A 19856-nucleotide genomic window follows, 5' to 3' on the forward strand; every position below is an offset into this window, starting at 1 on the left:
CAGTAACGGGCATATAAGACAACTTCCCAACTAGCGCCCCGTTAAACAGTTACAAAACCACTCCAAACGATATTAATTATCATTTAGCGGCAACTATGTTCGTTACATTTCCTACAAAACATAATTGGCAGAATCCCGGCTAATGCCCGCAACGCATGGCCTGCAGGGCAATGGAGGTGCGCTATGTCCTTATTCCAATAAATAATTTCGCTATAGGAATTTTACTTGCCGGGTGTTTAGCCATAAAATCAGCGCGATTGATTGCTGCGACATATCGTCACTGCCTATTTCTTTATCAAGCTCAGAGACCTTTGCTCTCTGTTAAGGATTACCAGCATGCCCGAAGCGACAGGACTCATGGCCCACAACTGGGGCTTTGCCATTTTCCTTCTGGGTGTCGTCGGCCTGTGTGCCTTCATGCTTGGCGTCTCCAGCCTCCTCGGGTCAAAAGCCTGGGGCCGCAGCAAAAACGAACCGTTCGAGTCCGGCATGCTACCTACCGGTGGCGCCCGCTTGCGGCTCTCAGCCAAATTCTATCTGGTCGCGATGCTGTTCGTGATCTTCGATATCGAAGCCCTCTTTCTCTTTGCATGGTCTGTGTCCGTCCGCGAAAGCGGCTGGACCGGATTCGTCGAAGCTCTCGTTTTCATAGCAATTCTGTTGGCAGGTCTTGTCTACCTGTTCCGAGTGGGCGCCCTTGACTGGGCTCCGGAAGCTCGTCGCAAGCGGCAGGCGAAGCTGAAACAATGAGGCTTTGGCAATGCAATACAATCTCACCAGAATCGACCCCGATGCTCCTAACGAGCAGTATCCGATCGGCGAACGGGAAACCGTTTCCGATCCGTTAGAGGATCAGGTCCACAAAAACATTTTCATGGGCAAGCTCGAAGACGTGCTGAGTGGCGCGGTCAACTGGGGGCGTAAAAACTCCCTGTGGCCGTACAACTTCGGCCTTTCGTGCTGCTACGTGGAAATGACCACCGCCTTCACGGCGCCCCACGACATCGCGCGCTTTGGCGCCGAAGTAATCCGGGCATCACCGCGTCAGGCCGACTTCATGGTTATCGCCGGTACCTGCTTCATCAAGATGGCGCCGATCATTCAGCGTCTCTACGAGCAGATGCTCGAGCCGAAGTGGGTTATCTCCATGGGCTCGTGCGCCAACTCCGGTGGCATGTACGACATCTACTCCGTGGTTCAAGGGGTGGACAAGTTCCTGCCCGTGGACGTCTACGTACCTGGCTGCCCGCCTCGTCCGGAAGCATTCCTGCAAGGCTTGATGCTGTTGCAGGAATCGATCGGACAGGAGCGTCGTCCGCTTTCCTGGGTCGTTGGCGACCAAGGCGTCTATCGCGCCGACATGCCATCGCAGAAGGAACAGCGCCGCGAACAGCGAATCGCAGTCACCAACCTGCGCAGCCCTGACGAAGTCTGATCCAGTCTGTTTCAAAGAAACGAGAAGCTGGCTTCATTCTTTACGTTGACCGAAAGCGAAAAAATAACCATGACTACAGGCAGCGCTCTGTACATCCCGCCTTATAAGGCAGACGACCAGGATGTGGTCGTCGAATTGAACAACCGTTTTGGCGCCGAAGCGTTCACCGCTCAGTCGACCCGCACCGGCATGCCGGTGCTGTGGGTGGCGCGCGCCAGACTCGTCGAAGTCCTGACCTTCCTGCGCAACCTGCCCAAGCCGTACGTCATGCTCTATGACCTGCACGGCGTGGACGAGCGTCTGCGCACCAAGCGTCAAGGGCTGCCATCGGGCGCCGACTTCACCGTGTTCTATCACCTCATGTCGCTTGAGCGTAATAGTGACGTGATGATCAAAGTCGCCTTGTCCGAAAGCGACCTGAGCTTGCCGACCGTCACCAGCATCTGGCCGAACGCCAACTGGTACGAGCGTGAAGTCTGGGACATGTACGGCATCGACTTCAAAGGCCACCCGCACCTGTCGCGCATCATGATGCCGCCGACCTGGGAAGGTCACCCGCTGCGCAAGGACTTCCCGGCGCGCGCCACCGAATTCGATCCGTTCAGCCTCAACCTCGCCAAGCAGCAGCTTGAGGAAGAAGCCGCGCGCTTCCGTCCTGAAGACTGGGGCATGAAGCGTTCCGGAGCCAACGAGGACTACATGTTCCTCAACCTGGGTCCGAACCACCCTTCGGCCCACGGTGCGTTCCGCATCATTCTGCAGCTGGACGGTGAAGAGATCGTCGACTGCGTACCGGACATCGGTTACCACCACCGTGGTGCCGAGAAAATGGCCGAGCGTCAGTCCTGGCACAGCTTCATCCCGTACACCGACCGTATCGACTACCTCGGCGGCGTGATGAACAACCTGCCGTACGTGCTCTCGGTCGAGAAGCTGGCCGGTATCAAGGTCCCGGAGAAAGTCGACGTCATCCGCATCATGATGGCCGAGTTCTTCCGGATCACCAGCCACCTGCTGTTCCTGGGTACCTACATCCAGGACGTCGGCGCCATGACTCCGGTGTTCTTCACCTTCACCGACCGCCAGAAGGCGTACACGGTGATCGAAGCCATCACCGGATTCCGTCTGCACCCGGCCTGGTACCGCATCGGTGGCGTCGCCCACGACCTGCCGCGCGGCTGGGACAAACTGGTGAAAGACTTCGTTGAATGGCTGCCAAAGCGCCTCGACGAATACACCAAGGCTGCCCTGCAGAACAGCATCCTCAAGGGCCGGACCATCGGTGTCGCGCAGTACAACACCAAAGAGGCCCTGGAATGGGGCGTCACCGGTGCCGGCCTGCGTTCGACCGGTTGCGACTTCGACCTGCGTAAGGCGCGTCCGTACTCCGGCTACGAGAACTTCGAATTCGAAGTGCCGCTGGCCGCCAATGGCGATGCCTACGATCGCTGCATGGTTCGCGTCGAAGAGATGCGCCAGAGCATCAAGATCATCGACCAGTGCCTGCGCAACATGCCGGAAGGCCCGTACAAGGCGGATCACCCGCTGACCACGCCGCCGCCGAAAGAGCGCACGCTGCAGCACATCGAAACCCTGATCACGCACTTCCTGCAGGTTTCGTGGGGCCCGGTCATGCCGGCCAACGAATCCTTCCAGATGATCGAAGCGACCAAGGGCATCAACAGTTATTACCTGACGAGCGACGGCGGCACCATGAGCTACCGTACCCGGATCCGCACTCCGAGCTTCCCGCACCTGCAACAGATCCCTTCGGTGATCAAAGGCAGCATGGTCGCGGACTTGATTGCGTACCTGGGTAGTATCGACTTCGTTATGGCCGACGTGGACCGCTAAGCATGAACAGCACGCTTATCCAGACAGACCGTTTCACCTTGAGTGAAACCGAGCGCTCGGCCATCGAGCACGAGTTGCATCACTACGAAGACCCGCGCGCGGCGTCGATCGAAGCCCTGAAGATCGTTCAGAAAGAACGCGGCTGGGTGCCGGATGGCGCCCTGTACGCGATCGGCGAAATCCTCGGCATCCCGGCCAGCGACGTTGAAGGCGTGGCGACGTTCTACAGCCAGATCTTCCGTCAGCCGGTTGGCCGTCACATCATTCGCGTCTGCGACAGCATGGTCTGCTACATCGGCGGCCACGAGTCGGTGGTCAGCGAAATCCAGAACAATCTGGGCATCGGCCTGGGTCAGACCACCGCCGACGGTCGTTTCACCCTGCTGCCTGTCTGCTGCCTCGGCAACTGCGACAAGGCACCGGCGCTGATGATCGACGACGACACCTTTGGCGACGTGCAGCCTGCCGGCGTGGCCAAACTGCTCGAGGGCTACGTATGACCCTGACATCTTTCGGTCCTGCCAACCGCATCAAGCGTTCGGCCGAGACTCACCCGCTGACCTGGCGTCTGCGTGACGACGGCGAAGCCGTGTGGCTCGACGAATACCAGGCCAAGAACGGTTACGCCGCTGCGCGCAAGGCCTTCGCCGACATGGCTCAGGACGATATCGTCCAGACCGTGAAAGACGCCGGCCTCAAAGGTCGCGGCGGTGCAGGCTTCCCCACTGGCGTGAAGTGGGGCCTGATGCCCAAGGACGAATCCATCAACATCCGCTACCTGCTGTGCAACGCGGATGAAATGGAGCCGAACACCTGGAAAGACCGCATGCTGATGGAGCAACTGCCCCATTTGCTGATCGAAGGCATGCTGATCAGTGCTCGCGCGCTGAAAACCTACCGTGGCTACATCTTCCTGCGTGGCGAGTACACCACCGCCGCCAAGCACCTGAACCGTGCCGTGGAAGAAGCCAAGGCTGCAGGCCTGCTGGGCAAGAACATTCTGGGCAGCGGCTTCGATTTCGAGCTGTTCGTGCACACCGGCGCCGGGCGTTACATCTGCGGTGAAGAAACCGCACTGATCAACTCCCTCGAAGGCCGCCGCGCCAACCCGCGCTCCAAGCCACCCTTCCCTGCCGCCGTCGGCGTGTGGGGCAAGCCGACCTGCGTGAACAACGTCGAAACCCTGTGCAACGTGCCGGCGATCATTGCCGACGGCGTGGACTGGTACAAATCGTTGGCCCGCGAAGGCAGCGAAGACATGGGCACCAAGCTCATGGGCTTCTCCGGCAAGGTCAAGAATCCGGGCCTGTGGGAGCTGCCATTCGGCGTCACCGGTCGCGAGCTGTTCGAAGACTACGCTGGCGGCATGCGCGACGGTTACAAGCTCAAGGCCTGGCAGCCAGGTGGTGCCGGTACCGGTTTCCTGTTGCCGGAACACCTCGACGCACAGATGTACGCCGGCGGCATCGCCAAAGTGGGCACCCGGATGGGTACCGGCCTGGCGATGGCGGTGGACGACAGCGTCAACATGGTCTCCCTGCTGCGCAACATGGAGCAGTTCTTCGCCCGCGAATCCTGCGGCTTCTGCACCCCGTGCCGTGATGGCCTGCCATGGAGCGTCAAGCTTCTGATGGCCATCGAAGAAGGCCGCGGTCAGCCAGGCGACATCGAGACCCTGCTGGGTCTGGTCGGTTTCCTTGGCCCAGGCAAGACCTTCTGTGCTCACGCACCGGGTGCCGTGGAGCCGTTGGGCAGTGCCATCAAATACTTCCGTCCAGAGTTCGAAGCCGGTATCGCGCCTGCAAGCGCCGCCGTCCCGCCTCTGGCAAGGCCGATCGTAATCGGCGCGTAAACGCTTAAAAAGGCGAAGGGTCCGTGCCCTTCGCCTTTCGTCCGATGACGCCTTTCGGGGCTGACTGGATTCGGACGGATAACAAGATTCCATTAGCCACGCCCGCTGACACCGGGCCAACGAAGACCTTTGAACCATGGCCACTATCCACGTAGACGGCAAAGCGCTCGAAGTCGACGGGGCAGACAACCTGTTACAGGCATGTCTGTCGCTGGGCCTCGACATCCCTTATTTCTGCTGGCACCCCGCGCTTGGTAGCGTCGGGGCCTGCCGCCAGTGCGCGGTCAAGCAGTACACCGACGAGAACGACACCCGTGGTCGCATCGTCATGTCCTGCATGACCCCTGCCACCGACAACACCTGGATCTCCATCGACGATGAAGAATCCAAGGCGTTCCGCGCCAGTGTTGTCGAATGGCTGATGACCAACCACCCGCACGACTGCCCTGTGTGCGAAGAAGGCGGTCACTGCCACCTGCAAGACATGACGGTGATGACCGGCCACAACGAGCGCCGTTATCGCTTCACCAAACGCACCCACCAGAACCAGCAACTGGGCCCGTTCATTTCCCACGAAATGAACCGCTGCATCGCCTGCTATCGCTGCGTGCGTTTCTACAAGGACTACGCCGGCGGCACCGACCTCGGTGTGTTCGGCGCCCACGACAACGTTTACTTCGGTCGCGTTGAAGACGGCACCCTCGAAAGCGAGTTCTCCGGCAACCTCACCGAGGTCTGCCCGACCGGTGTGTTCACCGACAAGACTCACTCCGAGCGCTACAACCGCAAATGGGACATGCAATTCTCGCCGAGCATCTGCCATGGCTGCTCCAGCGGTTGCAACATCTCCCCGGGCGAGCGTTACGGCGAACTGCGTCGCATCGAAAACCGTTTCAACGGTTCGGTGAACCAGTACTTCCTGTGCGACCGTGGCCGTTTCGGTTATGGCTACGTCAACCGCACCGATCGTCCACGTCAGCCGCTGCTGGCCGACGGCACCAAACTGAGCGTCGACGCTGCGCTGGATAAAGCCGCTGATCTGTTGCGCGGTCGCAACATCGTCGGTATCGGTTCGCCACGCGCCAGCCTCGAAAGCAACTACGCGTTGCGGGAACTGGTGGGCGCCGAGCACTTCTACTCCGGTATCGAAGCTTCTGAGCTGGAACGCATCCGTCTGGTCCTGCAAGTGCTCAAAGACAGCCCGCTGCCCGTGCCGAACATGCGCGACATCGAAGACCACGACGCCGTGTTCGTCCTCGGTGAAGACCTGACCCAGACCGCCGCCCGCATGGCCCTGGCCCTGCGTCAGTCGGTCAAAGGCAAGGCCGAAGACATGGCCGAAGCCATGCGCGTACAGCCTTGGCTCGATGCTGCGGTGAAGAACATCGGTCAGCACGAACTGAATCCGCTGTTCATCGCCAGCCTGGCCGAAACCAAACTCGACGACATCGCTGAAGAATGCGTTCACGCAGCTCCGGACGATCTGGCGCGCATCGGTTTCGCCGTGGCTCACGCCCTGGACGCCAGCGCCCCGGCCGTTGAAGGTCTGGACGCGGAAGCCCAGGAACTGGCCAAGCGAATCGCCGACGCCCTGCTCGCGGCCAAGCGTCCGCTGATCATCGCCGGTACTTCGCTGGGTTCCAAAGCCTTGATCGAAGCGGCGGCGAACATCGCCAAAGCCCTGAAGCTGCGCGAGAAGAACGGTTCGATCAGCCTGATCGTGCCGGAAGCCAACAGCCTGGGCCTGGCCATGCTCGGTGGCGAATCGGTCGACGCGGCGCTGCAAGCGGTGATCGACGGCAAGGCCGACGCCATCGTCGTGCTGGAAAACGATCTGTACACCCGCACCTCGAAAGCCAAGGTCGATGCCGCGCTGAACGCTGCGAAAGTAGTGATCGTTGCCGACCACCAGAAGACCGCCACCACCGATCGCGCGCAGCTGGTGCTGCCGGCGGCGAGCTTCGCTGAAGGCGACGGTACGCTGGTCAGCCAGGAAGGCCGCGCCCAGCGTTTCTTCCAGGTTTTCGATCCGCAATACATGGATGCGAGCATCCTGGTTCACGAAGGCTGGCGCTGGCTGCACGCCCTGCGCTCGACCCTGCTGAACCAGCCGATCGACTGGACGCAACTCGACCACGTCACCGCTGCCGTGGCGTCGAGCACCGGGCAACTGGCGCGCATCGTCGATGCCGCTCCATCTGCCGCGTTCCGCATCAAGGGTCTGAAACTGGCACGTGAGCCGCTGCGTTACTCCGGTCGCACCGCGATGCGCGCCGACATCAGCGTCCACGAACCGCGCACCCCGCAGGACAAAGACACCGCGTTCGCCTTCTCCATGGAAGGTTACTCGGGCTCGACCGAACCGCGTCAGCAAGTGCCATTCGCCTGGTCGCCGGGCTGGAACTCGCCGCAAGCCTGGAACAAGTTCCAGGACGAAGTCGGTGGTCACCTGCGCGCTGGCGACCCGGGCACCCGCCTGATCGAAAGCACCGGTGATTCGCTGAACTGGTTCGCAGCCGCTCCGCGCGCATTCAACCCGGCGCCGGGCACCTGGCAGGCCGTGCCGTTCTATCACCTGTTCGGCAGCGACGAAAACTCGTCGAAAGCCGCGCCGGTGCAGGAACGCATCCCGGCTCCGTACGTGGCGCTGGCCAAATCCGAAGCGGATCGCCTGGGCGTCAACGACGGTGCCCTGCTGAGCCTGAACGTCGCCGGCCAGACCCTGCGTCTGCCGCTGCGCATCAATGAAGAACTGGGCGCTGGTCTGGTGGCCTTGCCTGCGGGCATCGCCGGCATTCCACCGGCATTCGCCGGCGTGTCCGTCGACGGTCTGCAGGAGGCAGCGCAATGACCTGGTTCACCCCTGAAGTGATCGATGTGATCCTGACGGTCATCAAAGCCATCGTGATCCTGCTGGCCGTTGTGGTCGCAGGCGCGTTGCTCAGCTTTGTCGAACGTCGCCTGCTGGGCTGGTGGCAGGACCGTTACGGTCCGAACCGCGTTGGCCCGTTCGGCATGTTCCAGATCGCCGCCGACATGTTGAAGATGTTCTTCAAGGAAGACTGGACCCCGCCGTTTGCCGACAAGGTGATCTTCACCCTGGCACCGGTGGTGGCGATGTCCGCCCTGCTGATCGCGTTCGCGATCATCCCGATCACCCCGACCTGGGGCGTGGCGGATCTGAACATCGGCCTGCTGTTCTTCTTCGCCATGGCCGGTCTTTCGGTCTACGCGGTGCTGTTCGCCGGCTGGTCGAGCAACAACAAGTTCGCCCTGCTCGGCAGCTTGCGTGCCTCGGCGCAGACCGTGTCCTACGAAGTGTTCATGGGCCTGGCCCTGATGGGCATCGTGGTGCAGGTCGGCTCGTTCAACATGCGCGACATCGTCGAGTACCAGGCGCAGAACCTGTGGTTCATCATTCCGCAGTTCTTCGGCTTCTGTACCTTCTTCATCGCTGGTGTGGCCGTGACTCACCGTCACCCGTTCGACCAGCCGGAAGCGGAACAGGAACTGGCCGACGGTTACCACATTGAATACGCCGGTATGAAATGGGGCATGTTCTTCGTCGGTGAATACATCGGCATCATCCTGATCTCGGCGCTGCTGGTCACCCTGTTCTTCGGTGGCTGGCACGGTCCGTTCGGCATCCTGCCGCAACTGTCCTTCGTCTGGTTCGCACTGAAGACCGCGTTCTTCATCATGCTGTTCATCCTGCTGCGCGCTTCCATCCCGCGCCCGCGTTATGACCAGGTGATGGATTTCAGCTGGAAATTCTGCCTGCCACTGACCCTGATCAATTTGCTGATAACCGCTGCGGTTGTGTTGTGGAACACACCTGCGGTTGCGGTTCAGTGAGGATTTGACCCATGTTCAAATATATTGGCGACATCGTTAAGGGTACCGGTACCCAGTTGCGCAGCCTGGTCATGGTCTTCGGCCATGGCTTTCGCAAGCGCGACACCCTGCAATACCCGGAAGAGCCGGTCTACCTGCCACCACGCTACCGTGGTCGCATCGTCCTGACCCGTGACCCCGATGGCGAAGAACGTTGCGTAGCCTGCAACCTGTGCGCCGTGGCGTGCCCGGTAGGTTGCATCTCGCTGCAGAAAGCTGAAACCGAAGACGGTCGCTGGTACCCGGACTTCTTCCGTATCAACTTCTCGCGCTGCATTTTCTGCGGTCTCTGCGAGGAAGCCTGTCCGACCACCGCGATCCAGCTGACCCCGGATTTCGAGATGGCCGAGTTCAAACGTCAGGACCTGGTGTACGAGAAAGAAGATCTTTTGATCTCCGGCCCCGGCAAAAACCCTGATTACAACTTCTATCGTGTTGCAGGTATGGCAATCGCTGGCAAGCCGAAAGGCTCCGCACAGAACGAAGCCGAACCGATCAACGTGAAGAGCTTGCTGCCTTAAGGAAGAACGATGGAATTCGCTTTCTATTTCGCATCGGGTATCGCGGTGGTGTCCACGCTTCGTGTGGTCACCAACACCAACCCTGTGCACGCCCTGCTCTACCTGATCATCTCGTTGATCGCCGTGGCCATGACCTTCTTCGCACTCGGCGCACCGTTCGCCGGCGTGCTGGAAGTGATCGCCTACGCCGGCGCCATCATGGTGCTGTTCGTGTTCGTGGTGATGATGCTGAACCTGGGCCCGGCCTCGGTTCAGCAGGAACGCACCTGGCTCAAGCCCGGCATCTGGGCAGGGCCGGTGATTCTCGCCGCTTTGCTGCTGGCCGAACTGCTGTATGTGCTGTTCGCTCACCAGAGCGGTCAGGCCATCGGCCACACCACCGTCGATGCAAAAGCCGTGGGCGTCAGCCTGTTCGGCCCGTATCTGCTGGTGGTCGAACTCGCCTCGATGTTGCTGCTCGCCGCAGCCGTCACGGCGTTCCATTTGGGCCGTAACGAGGCGAAGGAGTAAGACATGCCTGCTATCCCTCTCGAGCATGGACTGGCCGTTGCCGGCATCCTGTTCTGCCTTGGTCTGGTCGGCCTGATGGTCCGCCGCAACATTTTGTTCGTGTTGATGAGTCTGGAAGTGATGATGAACGCCTCTGCCCTGGCCTTCATCGTTGCGGGCGCCCGCTGGGCGCAACCGGATGGACAGATCATGTTCATCCTGGTGATCAGCCTGGCAGCCGCCGAGGCCAGTATTGGCCTGGCGATCCTGCTGCAACTGTATCGCCGCTTCCACACGCTCGATATCGACGCTGCCAGTGAGATGCGCGGATGAATCTTATCTTTCTGACTTTCGTATTCCCTCTGATCGGTTTCCTGCTGCTGTCGTTCTCCCGTGGACGCTGGTCCGAAAACCTCTCGGCGCTGATCGGCGTGGGTTCCATTGGCCTGTCGGCGATTGTCGCCGCCTACGTCATCTGGCAATTCAACGTCGCGCCTCCCGAAGGCGGTCACTACACCCTGGTGCTGTGGAAGTGGATGGCGGTCGAAGGCTTCAAGCCTGACTTCGCCCTCTACATCGACGGCCTGTCGATCACCATGCTCGGCGTGGTGGTAGGCGTGGGTTTCCTGATCCACCTGTTCGCGTCCTGGTACATGCGCGGCGAAGCGGGTTACTCGCGCTTCTTCTCGTACACCAACCTGTTTATCGCCAGCATGCTGTTCCTGGTCCTCGGCGATAACCTGTTGTTCCTGTACTTCGGCTGGGAAGGCGTGGGCCTGTGCTCGTACCTGTTGATCGGTTTCTACTACAGCAACCGCAACAACGGTAACGCCGCACTCAAGGCTTTCATCGTGACCCGGATCGGCGACGTGTTCATGGCCATCGGCCTGTTCATCCTGTTCCAGCAAGTGGGCACGCTGAACATCCAGGAACTGCTGGTGCTGGCACCGCAGAAATTCCAGGTCGGCGACTTCTGGATCACCCTGGCGACCCTGATGCTGCTGGGTGGTGCGGTCGGTAAATCGGCGCAACTGCCACTGCAAACCTGGCTTGCGGACGCGATGGCTGGTCCGACCCCGGTGTCGGCACTGATCCACGCCGCGACCATGGTGACCGCCGGTGTCTACCTGATCGCCCGTACCCACGGTCTGTTCACCCTGGCGCCGGAAATCCTGCACCTGGTCGGCATCGTTGGCGGTGTGACGCTGGTTCTCGCAGGCTTCGCCGCACTGGTACAAACCGACATCAAACGTATCCTCGCCTACTCGACCATGAGCCAGATCGGCTACATGTTCCTGGCGCTGGGCGTCGGTGCCTGGGATGGCGCGATTTTCCACCTGATGACCCACGCCTTCTTCAAGGCCCTGCTGTTCCTTGCTTCCGGTGCGGTGATCGTTGCCTGCCACCACGAGCAGAACATCTTCAAGATGGGCGGTCTGTGGAAAAAACTGCCACTGGCCTACGCCAGCTTCATCGTCGGTGGTGCCGCTCTGGCCGCCCTGCCACTGGTCACCGCCGGTTTCTACTCCAAGGACGAAATCCTTTGGGAAGCGTTCGCCAGCGGCAACCACGGTCTGCTCTACGCAGGTCTGGTCGGCGCGTTCATGACCTCGCTGTACACCTTCCGCCTGATCTTCATCACGTTCCACGGTGAAGCCAAGACCGAAGCCCACGCCGGCCACGGCATCTCTCACTGGCTGCCACTGTCGGTGCTGATCGTGCTGTCGACTTTCGTCGGCGCCATGATCGTGCCACCGCTGCACGGCGTACTGCCTGAGAGCGTTGGTCATGCCGGTGGCGAAGCCAAGCACAGTCTGGAAATTGCCTCGGGTGCCATCGCTCTGGCCGGTATCCTGCTGGCGGCCCTGCTGTTCCTCGGCAAGCGTCGCTTCGTGACGGCAATCGCCAACAGCGGCATCGGCCGTTTCCTTTCGGCCTGGTGGTTCGCTGCCTGGGGCTTCGACTGGATCTACGACAAACTGTTCGTCAAGCCGTACCTTGCGATCAGCCATGTACTGCGCAGAGACCCGCTCGACCAGACCATCGGTCTGATCCCGCGTATGGCCAAGGGTGGTCACACCGCCCTGAGCCGCACCGAGACCGGTCAACTGCGTTGGTATGCCGCCTCGATGGCTGCTGGTGCCGTGCTGGTAATCGGCGCCATCGTGCTGGTAGCGGTCTGATATGAACCTTGCGAATTTGCGAAAGGAAACGAGCCCGTCATGATTCTGCCTTGGCTAATCCTGATCCCCTTCATCGGCGGCCTGCTGTGCTGGATGGGTGAGCGCTTCGGCGCTACCCTCCCCCGCTGGATTGCGCTGTTGACCATGACCCTGGAACTCGCCCTCGGCCTCTGGCTGTGGGCCCACGGTGACTATTCATTTGCTCCGGCGCCTGGCGCCGATCCGACCTGGGCGCTTGAGTTCAAGCACGTCTGGATCCAGCGCTTCGGCATCAACGTGCACCTGGCCCTCGATGGCCTGTCGCTGTTGATGATCCTGCTGACCGGTCTGCTGGGTATCCTCTCGGTACTCTGCTCGTGGAAAGAGATCCAGCGTCACGTTGGCTTCTTCCACCTGAACCTGATGTGGATCCTGGGCGGCGTTGTCGGCGTGTTCCTCGCCCTCGACCTGTTCATGTTCTTCTTCTTCTGGGAAATGATGCTGGTGCCGATGTACTTCCTCATCGCGCTCTGGGGTCACAGTTCTTCGGACGGCAAGAAAACCCGGATCTACGCGGCGACCAAGTTCTTCATCTTCACTCAGGCTTCCGGCCTGATCATGCTGGTGGCGATCCTCGGTCTGGTGCTGGTCAACTTCAACAACACCGGCGTGATCACCTTCAACTACGCCGATCTGTTGAAGACCAAGATGTCGATGACCACCGAGTACATTCTGATGCTCGGCTTCTTCATCGCCTTCGCGGTCAAGCTGCCAGTTGTACCGTTTCACTCGTGGCTGCCTGATGCCCACGCCCAGGCGCCGACTGCCGGTTCCGTCGACCTCGCCGGTATCCTGCTGAAAACCGCCGCCTACGGCCTGCTGCGTTTCGCCCTGCCGCTGTTCCCGAATGCTTCGGCCGAGTTTGCGCCGATCGCCATGACCCTCGGTCTGATCGGGATCTTCTACGGTGCGTTCCTGGCGTTCGCACAAACCGACATCAAGCGTCTGATCGCCTTCTCGTCCGTTTCCCACATGGGCTTCGTACTGATCGGCATCTACTCCGGCAGCCAACTGGCGCTGCAGGGTGCCGTGATCCAGATGCTGGCGCACGGTCTGTCGGCCGCGGCACTGTTTATCCTCAGCGGTCAGCTGTACGAGCGTCTGCACACTCGGGACATGCGTGAGATGGGCGGTCTGTGGTCGCGTATCGCTTACCTGCCGGCGATCAGCCTGTTCTTTGCAGCCGCCTCTCTGGGTCTGCCGGGTACCGGTAACTTCGTCGGCGAGTTCCTGATCCTGATCGGTACGTTCGCCAGCGCGCCATGGATCACCGCGATTGCCACCTCCGGTCTGGTGTTCGGTTCGGTCTACTCGCTGATCATGATCCACCGTGCCTACTTCGGTCCGTCAAAATCGGATTCGATCCTGCACGGCATGGACGGTCGCGAACTGATCATGGTGCTGGGCCTTGCGGTGCTGCTGGTTTACCTCGGCGTCTACCCGCAACCGTTCCTCGACACTTCCGCCGCCACGATGCATGGCGTGCAGCAGTGGCTCGGCACCGCCTTCACTCAACTCGCTTCGGCCCGGTAAGAGCGCTATGGAATTCACGATTCAACACTTTATTGCGCTTGCGCCACTGTTGATCACCAGCCTCACCATTATCGTGGTGATGCTGGCAATCGCCTGGCGCCGCAACCACTCGCAGACCTTCCTGATCTCGGTCGCCGGTCTGAACCTGGCCTTGCTGTCGATCCTGCCAGCCCTGAAAGTCGCGCCTCTGGCCGTGACCCCATTGCTGCAGATCGACACCTTCGCCTGCCTGTACATGGCGCTGATCCTGGTCGCCACCCTCGCCTGTGTGACCCTCGCCCACGCCTACCTCGGCGATGGCGGTTCGGGTTACCCGGGCAACCGTGAAGAACTGTACCTGCTGATCCTGATGGCCGCCGCCGGTGGTCTGGTTCTGGTCAGCGCGCAGCACCTGGCCGGTTTGTTCATCGGTCTGGAACTGCTATCGGTGCCGGTCTACGGTCTGGTGGCTTACGCCTTCTTCAACAAGCGTTCGCTGGAAGCCGGCATCAAGTACATGGTGCTGTCGGCCGCCGGTTCCGCGTTCCTGTTGTTCGGTATGGCGCTGCTGTACGCCGACTCGGGTTCGCTGAGCTTCGTCGGTATCGGTCAGGCCCTGGCCGCGACCGGCCTGCCGAGCTCGCTGGCGCAACTGGGCCTGGGCATGATGCTGATCGGTCTGGCGTTCAAACTGTCGCTGGTACCGTTTCACCTGTGGACGCCGGACGTGTACGAAGGTGCTCCGGCACCGGTCGCCGCGTTCCTCGCCACTGCATCGAAGGTTGCCGTGTTTGCGGTGATGGTGCGTCTGTTCCAGATCTCCCCTGCTGCCAGTAGTGGCGTGCTGAGCGACGTACTGACCGTGATCGCCATCGCCTCGATCCTGTTCGGTAACCTGCTGGCCCTGACCCAGAGCAACCTCAAGCGTCTGCTCGGTTACTCGTCCATCGCGCACTTCGGCTATCTGCTGATCGCTTTGGTGGCGAGCAAGGGTCTGGCGGTGGAAGCCATCGGCGTGTACCTGGTGACTTATGTGATCACCAGCCTCGGCGCGTTCGGCGTGATCACCCTGATGTCCTCGCCGTACAACGGTCGCGACGCCGATGCGCTGTACGAGTACCGCGGCCTGTTCTGGCGCCGTCCATACCTGACCGCCGTACTGACCGTGATGATGCTGTCCCTGGCCGGTATCCCGCTGACTGCCGGCTTCATCGGCAAGTTCTACATCATCGCCACCGGTGTCGAGTCGCACCAATGGTGGCTGGTCGGCTCGCTGGTACTGGGCAGCGCCATCGGCGTGTTCTACTACCTGCGCGTGATGGTCACTCTATACCTGATCGAACCGAACCTGCGTCGCCACGACGCCCAGCTGCACTGGGAACAGAAGGCAGGCGGCGTGATGCTGCTGGCCATCGCCCTGGTCGCGTTCTTCCTGGGTGTGTACCCGCAGCCATTGTTGACTCTGGTTCAGCAAGCGGGTCTGGCGGGCTGATATTCGGCTGGCTGGAAACGGAAACGGCACCTTCGGGTGCCGTTTTTGTTTTTGCGGGTTCAACGTCAAAAGATCGCAGCCTGCGGCAGCTCCTACAGGGGAATGGAGTAGGAGCTGCCGAAGGCTGCGATCTTTGATCTTTACAACCTCTTCACCATCGGCACGCAGGCCAGTTGCAGACCCGAAGGTGATTGATAAACCGCACTCTCCTCCCCGACGTAACCACAGCGCCGATAAAAGTCGGCGGCATTCAGCGTCGCGTCCAGGCACACCTCGGTCAGCCCGAGATCCCGCGCCAAATCTTCGAGAAAGAACAGAACACGCTTGCCCAGCCCATGCTGCATGAAATCCGGGCGAATGAAGATCGCGCCGATCTCCCGGTGCTCCAGATCGAGCATGCCGGTTGCCACGGGTTCATCCTCAATGCAGCCCAGATAGAAATGCTTTTGCATCAGCGTGTCGTAACCGTCCTCAGCGCAACCCTTGGTCCACTCGAGCATCTGTCGCTTGCTGTAGGCACCGATGCATTGGTGCCGGATGGCCAGTCGCCGAATGTCGAACGCTATCCGGGCATCGTTCGGGGTAGCTCTTCTGATGTCGAACATTTCTCTCTCCATGAGCCATGTGCGGACGGGAATGAACCTGCGAAGGTAACAGCCATTTCCGCACAAATGTGGATCATTGTGGGAGCGTGGCCTGCCCGCGAAAGCGTCAGGTCAGGCGATATCTTCATCGACTGACCCACCGCTTTCGCGAGCAAGCTCGCTCCCACAGGTTACGTGTTTGTTCACAGCCCTTATGGCAACCCCGATTACTGTGGGAGCGTGGCCTGCCCGCGAAAGCGTCGGCACCTTCAATATCCTCATTGCCTGACCCATCGCTTTCGCGAGCAAGCTCACTCCCACAGGTTACGTGCCGTTCACAGCCCTTTGGCACCCCCCCGATTACTGTGGGAGCGTGGCTTGCCCGCGAAGGCGTCGGCACCTTCAATATCTTCATCGACTGACCCACCGCTTTCGCGAGCAAGCTCGCTCCCACAGGTTACGTGTCGTTCACAGCCCTTTGGCAACCCCCCGATTACTGTGGGAGCGTGGCTTGCCCGCGAAGGCGTTGGCACATTCAATATCTTCATTGCCTGACCTTTCGCTTTCGCGAGCAGGCTCACTCCCACAGGTTACGTGTCGTTCACAGCCCATTGGCAACCCCCCGATTACTGTGGGAGCGTGGCCTGCCCGCGAAGGCGTCGGCACCTTCAATATCTTCATTGCCTGACCCACCGCTTTCGCGAGCAAGCTCGCTCCCACAGGTTACGTGTCGTTCACAGCCCCTATGCCCACCCTCGATTACTGTGGGAGCGTGGCTTGCCCGCGAAGGCGTGGGCACCTTCAATATCTTCATCGACTGACCCACCGCTTTCGCGAGCAAGCTCGCTCCCACAGGTTACGTGTCGTTCACAGCCCCTATGCCCACCCTCGATTACTGTGGGAGCGTGGCTTGCCCGCGAAGGCGTCGGCACCTTCAATATCTTCATCGACTGACCCACCGCTTTCGCGAGCAGTCTCGCTCCCACAAGTTTTTGTGGCGCTCACACAATCCATACATACACATGACGAAATTGTAATTGCCCCATCACCTTGGCGTTATCCGCAGCTTGCAACGATGTGACCCGGCGACCAATGCCGGCGGGCCCTGCCCCGTCGAACAATAAAACCACGCCGACGCCCGTTCCCGTTCTGCCGAACCCAAGGAGTGTTTGATGGTTAATCCTACAAAAATATCGATAGCCGCTTTAGCGGTGGTGGTCGGCTCAGGGCCGTCCATGGTGTTTGCAAAAGACAAGCCCGAGGGCTTTGTCGAAGGCAGCAGCCTGACGCTGCTCAACCGCAACGTCTACTTCAATCGTGATCATCGTTACGGCCAGTCCAGCCCCACCGGCAACGGCTATTCCGAAGCCTGGGCGCATGCGCTGATCAGCAAATTCGAGTCCGGTTTCACCCAAGGCACCGTCGGGGTCGGTGTCGATGCGTTTGCCATGCTCGGCTTGAAACTCGACACCGGTGACGGGCGCAACGGCGGGCGCAGTTCGTTCGATGTGCTGCCGGTCAACAGCGACGGCCAGGCACAGGACGAATACACCAAGATCGGTGGCGCCGCGAAAGTGCGGGCGTTCGACACGGTGGTCAAGGTCGGTGATGTGTTCCCGGCCAACCCGGTGGTGGCCGCCGGTGACTCGCGACTGCTGCCAGAAAGCTTTCGAGGCGTAACGGCGAGCAACAGCAGCATCGAGGGTCTGTCGATTCAGGGCGGCCGGTTGCATGCGATGAGCCAACCGGTGTCCAGCGACATGCGCGAAAATTTCGCCACGTTCTACGCCGGTCCAGTCAATTCGCCGTGGATCGCTTACGGCGGCGGCGACTATGTGCTGAACAAGCACCTCAGTGTCAGCCTGTACTCCAGTCGCCTCAAGGATGCCTGGAACCAGTATTACGCGGGCACCGCATGGACCTATCCCCTGTCGGACGAGCTGTCACTGTTCGGCGGCCTCAACTATTACAAGGCGGTCGATGAGGGCAAGAAACTGCTCGGTGAGTTCGACAACAATATCTGGAGCGGCCGCGTCGGGGTGAAACTCGGTGCCCACTCGGTTGCCCTCTCCCACCAGCGCAACAACGGCAACGACGACTTCGATTATCTGCGCCAGTCCGACTCGATTTTCCTCGACAACTCGATCCAGTACAGCGACTTCAACTCGCCTAAAGAACGTTCGTGGATGGTGCGCTACGACCTCGACATGAGCACCTACGGTGTGCCGGGATTGTCGTTCATGACCCGTTACGCGCGCGGCACCGACGCCGATTACTCCAACGCCAACGCTGTTTACATGCGCCGCGATGCCGAGGGCAATCCGCTGACCGGGCAGAAACGCTGGGAGCGTGACATCGAAGTCAAATACGTGGTGCAGAGCGGTTCGTTGAAAGACCTGTCGCTGCGTTTGCGCCAGGCCACCACCCGCGCCACTGCATTCGAGTCGGACCTGGATGAAGTGCGGGTGATCGTCGAGTACCCGCTGGCGATTCTCTGAATTTCACGAGCAGTGCCATTCACCTTTGGAAGCTCCTTGCTCCTTTTGGTCAGAGGTGAATTTTTTGCGTCCTTCGGGACGCTTTTTTTGCCTGCGGCAAGCCCGCTCCCGCCGGTTGGACCATCAGATTGCTATCGTCTTCTTGACCAAACGGCGACCCACCTGCCATCGTCGCGGGCGTTGATCCATAAGAATAACGAGGGACTGATGAGTAGCCGTAAAAATCTGGAAATCGAGTATCTGCGAGGGGCTGCTGTGGCCATGACCCTCTTGAGCCACGTCAACATGCTGCTGCCGTTTCACGTCGATACCCTCCTGCGGATTTTCTCGATTTTCATGCCCTGGACCGGGGTCGATCTGTTCTTCTGCATCTCCGGGTTCGTGGTCAGCAAGGCGTATCTGGATTATTTCGACAAGCATCGCGCACAAGGCCAGTTTGGCCTGGCGGCGGCGTGTTTCTGGCTACGCCGTGCTTACCGGTTGTTGCCGACCGCATGGCTCTGGATCCTGATTCCGCTGTTCTTCTCCGTTGTCTTCAACCAGTCCAATGCCTTCGCTTCGTGGTACGACAATCTGCGCAGTTTCACCGCAGTCGCGACATTCAGCGGCAATCTGGCGAATCAGTACAACAGCCTGCTCGGCCCCAGCCCGCAATACTGGAGTTTGGCGCTTGAAGAGCAGTTCTACTTCCTCTTTCCGTTTTTTCTGCTGTTCATCACGGTTCCGCGCTGGCGTGTGATCGCTTTGTTTGCGCTCATTGCCTTGCAGTTCGGCCTGGATCGAAATCCGTTCGGCGCCTATCCAAGCGGGATGCTCAGCTCCTTCCGTCTGGATGCGATGCTCTGGGGGATTCTCCTGTGCCTGTTTACCCGCTCGCGGCTCTATCGGCAGATCGAACCCCTCGGCCTGGGTCAGGGACCGCTCAAACCCCTGCTCTGTACGCTGTTTCTGCTGTACATGCTGGGCGCAGTGGCCATTCAACTGATCGCCATGCCAATTGCCGTCGGCATGGTCGCGATCGTCGCGGTGTTGATTGTCTGGCTGGCGAGCTATCAAAAAGGCTACATCTACTGCCCGACATTTTTGCAAGGGTTCATGAAATGGCTTGGATCAAGGTCCTATGGACTCTACGTGATCCATGTTTTCACCAATCACCTGAGCACTGAAATCTGGACGCGCGTCGCAGTCAGTCAAGGCGTACCGCTGGATGGTCGTTTTACGCTTGAGTTGCTGGTGACATCCGTTGGCCTGCTGCTGGTGCTGAGCGAGCTGAACTATCGTTTCATCGAAACGCCCCTGCGTCAGCGCGGAGCAGAAATAGCCCGACGCAAGCTGAGCAATGAAATGCCTGCTGCACCTGCCGTCGTGGAAGCAGAGCAGTTGCACGTCAAATAGAATCTGTCGAGCTTCTCTGGCTCACGTCTTGGGGCCAGAGACGCTCAGTGCTTCGGCCCCATTCCCGCCCTTACCCAGCTGACTTCCCCTTTCATTTCAGTGCCGGCT

At 60.1% G+C, this 19856-nt stretch carries 16 protein-coding genes; 15 read left to right on the forward strand and 1 reads right to left on the reverse strand.

The features are described 5' to 3' along the window. The first annotated feature begins 336 nt into the window (after positions 1-336). The 13 genes from DBR18_RS16795 (at position 337) to nuoN (ending at position 15271) form a co-directional block, all read left to right on the forward strand. Positions 337-750: an NADH-quinone oxidoreductase subunit A gene (locus DBR18_RS16795; protein ID WP_003223812.1), complete on the forward strand. Its 414-nt coding sequence runs from the start codon at positions 337-339 to the stop codon at positions 748-750. 10 nt (positions 751-760) lie between these two features. Next, positions 761-1435: an NADH-quinone oxidoreductase subunit B family protein gene (locus tag DBR18_RS16800; RefSeq protein WP_003223809.1), complete on the forward strand. Its 675-nt coding sequence runs from the start codon at positions 761-763 to the stop codon at positions 1433-1435. 69 nt (positions 1436-1504) lie between these two features. After that, the gene (nuoC, locus tag DBR18_RS16805) at positions 1505-3289 is read left to right on the forward strand and encodes an NADH-quinone oxidoreductase subunit C/D (RefSeq protein ID WP_007964852.1); all 1785 of its coding nucleotides are present in this window, start codon (positions 1505-1507) and stop codon (positions 3287-3289) included. Positions 3290-3291: 2 nt separating this feature from the next. Next, complete coding sequence (gene nuoE / locus DBR18_RS16810) at positions 3292-3789, forward strand: NADH-quinone oxidoreductase subunit NuoE (protein WP_003223804.1); 498 nt, start codon at positions 3292-3294, stop codon at positions 3787-3789. Then, positions 3786-5141 carry an NADH-quinone oxidoreductase subunit NuoF gene (gene nuoF, locus DBR18_RS16815; RefSeq protein WP_041073222.1) on the forward strand — a complete coding sequence of 452 codons (1356 nt, stop codon included), beginning with the start codon at positions 3786-3788 and terminating at the stop codon, positions 5139-5141. Before nuoE ends, nuoF begins: the two co-directional genes overlap by 4 nt. A 136-nt stretch (positions 5142-5277) precedes the next feature. Beyond that, positions 5278-7992: an NADH-quinone oxidoreductase subunit NuoG gene (nuoG, locus tag DBR18_RS16820; RefSeq protein ID WP_108591153.1), complete on the forward strand. Its 2715-nt coding sequence runs from the start codon at positions 5278-5280 to the stop codon at positions 7990-7992. After that, on the forward strand, positions 7989-8996 hold the full coding sequence (gene nuoH, locus DBR18_RS16825; protein ID WP_007964859.1) for an NADH-quinone oxidoreductase subunit NuoH: 1008 nt from the start codon (positions 7989-7991) through the stop codon (positions 8994-8996). The genes nuoG and nuoH overlap by 4 nt, the downstream gene beginning before the upstream one ends. Positions 8997-9007: 11 nt before the next feature. Further along, positions 9008-9556, forward strand: a complete 549-nt coding sequence (nuoI, locus tag DBR18_RS16830) for an NADH-quinone oxidoreductase subunit NuoI (protein WP_003223795.1) — start codon at positions 9008-9010, stop codon at positions 9554-9556. 9 nt (positions 9557-9565) lie between these two features. Further along, on the forward strand, positions 9566-10066 hold the full coding sequence (gene nuoJ / locus DBR18_RS16835) for an NADH-quinone oxidoreductase subunit J (RefSeq protein WP_003223793.1): 501 nt from the start codon (positions 9566-9568) through the stop codon (positions 10064-10066). Positions 10067-10069: 3 nt separating this feature from the next. Next, a complete protein-coding gene (gene nuoK / locus DBR18_RS16840; RefSeq protein ID WP_003180046.1) occupies positions 10070-10378 on the forward strand; it encodes an NADH-quinone oxidoreductase subunit NuoK in 309 nt (102 codons plus the stop codon). Beyond that, complete coding sequence (gene nuoL / locus DBR18_RS16845; RefSeq protein WP_007964862.1) at positions 10375-12228, forward strand: NADH-quinone oxidoreductase subunit L; 1854 nt, start codon at positions 10375-10377, stop codon at positions 12226-12228. Before nuoK ends, nuoL begins: the two co-directional genes overlap by 4 nt. Before the next feature lie 39 nt (positions 12229-12267). Beyond that, on the forward strand, positions 12268-13800 hold the full coding sequence (gene nuoM / locus DBR18_RS16850; protein ID WP_007964863.1) for an NADH-quinone oxidoreductase subunit M: 1533 nt from the start codon (positions 12268-12270) through the stop codon (positions 13798-13800). 7 nt (positions 13801-13807) lie between these two features. Next, positions 13808-15271: an NADH-quinone oxidoreductase subunit NuoN gene (gene nuoN / locus DBR18_RS16855; protein ID WP_007920173.1), complete on the forward strand. Its 1464-nt coding sequence runs from the start codon at positions 13808-13810 to the stop codon at positions 15269-15271. Between the two features lie 140 nt (positions 15272-15411). On the opposite strand, the gene DBR18_RS16860 is transcribed toward nuoN, so the two are convergent. Beyond that, on the reverse strand, positions 15412-15876 hold the full coding sequence (locus tag DBR18_RS16860) for a GNAT family N-acetyltransferase (protein ID WP_108591154.1): 465 nt from the start codon (positions 15874-15876) through the stop codon (positions 15412-15414). 1151 nt (positions 15877-17027) lie between these two features. On the opposite strand from DBR18_RS16860, the gene DBR18_RS16880 reads away from it, so the two are divergent. Beyond that, entirely contained in the window at positions 17028-18353 is a 1326-nt protein-coding gene (locus DBR18_RS16880) for an OprD family porin (RefSeq protein ID WP_108591158.1), read from the forward strand. A gap of 36 nt (positions 18354-18389) precedes the next feature. Further along, positions 18390-19748 (forward strand): acyltransferase, encoded by a 1359-nt coding sequence (locus DBR18_RS16885; RefSeq protein ID WP_256588757.1) that lies wholly within the window; start codon positions 18390-18392, stop codon positions 19746-19748. The last annotated feature ends 108 nt before the right edge of the window (positions 19749-19856 follow it).

The sequence above is a fragment of the Pseudomonas sp. HMWF021 genome (genome assembly GCF_003061005.1).
In the GTDB taxonomy this organism is placed as follows: Bacteria; Pseudomonadota; Gammaproteobacteria; order Pseudomonadales; family Pseudomonadaceae; genus Aquipseudomonas.

Coding starts and splice junctions, on each gene's coding strand:
- nuoF (WP_041073222.1), top strand. CDS start 3,786: ATGACCCTGACATCTTTCGGTCCTGCCAACCGCATCAAGCGTTCGGCC.
- DBR18_RS16795 (WP_003223812.1), top strand. CDS start 337: ATGCCCGAAGCGACAGGACTCATGGCCCACAACTGGGGCTTTGCCATT.
- nuoJ (WP_003223793.1), top strand. CDS start 9,566: ATGGAATTCGCTTTCTATTTCGCATCGGGTATCGCGGTGGTGTCCACG.
- nuoN (WP_007920173.1), top strand. CDS start 13,808: ATGGAATTCACGATTCAACACTTTATTGCGCTTGCGCCACTGTTGATC.
- DBR18_RS16800 (WP_003223809.1), top strand. CDS start 761: ATGCAATACAATCTCACCAGAATCGACCCCGATGCTCCTAACGAGCAG.
- DBR18_RS16880 (WP_108591158.1), top strand. CDS start 17,028: ATGGTTAATCCTACAAAAATATCGATAGCCGCTTTAGCGGTGGTGGTC.
- nuoI (WP_003223795.1), top strand. CDS start 9,008: ATGTTCAAATATATTGGCGACATCGTTAAGGGTACCGGTACCCAGTTG.
- nuoK (WP_003180046.1), top strand. CDS start 10,070: ATGCCTGCTATCCCTCTCGAGCATGGACTGGCCGTTGCCGGCATCCTG.
- nuoH (WP_007964859.1), top strand. CDS start 7,989: ATGACCTGGTTCACCCCTGAAGTGATCGATGTGATCCTGACGGTCATC.
- nuoC (WP_007964852.1), top strand. CDS start 1,505: ATGACTACAGGCAGCGCTCTGTACATCCCGCCTTATAAGGCAGACGAC.
- DBR18_RS16860 (WP_108591154.1), bottom strand. CDS start 15,876: ATGTTCGACATCAGAAGAGCTACCCCGAACGATGCCCGGATAGCGTTC.
- nuoL (WP_007964862.1), top strand. CDS start 10,375: ATGAATCTTATCTTTCTGACTTTCGTATTCCCTCTGATCGGTTTCCTG.
- nuoG (WP_108591153.1), top strand. CDS start 5,278: ATGGCCACTATCCACGTAGACGGCAAAGCGCTCGAAGTCGACGGGGCA.
- nuoE (WP_003223804.1), top strand. CDS start 3,292: ATGAACAGCACGCTTATCCAGACAGACCGTTTCACCTTGAGTGAAACC.
- nuoM (WP_007964863.1), top strand. CDS start 12,268: ATGATTCTGCCTTGGCTAATCCTGATCCCCTTCATCGGCGGCCTGCTG.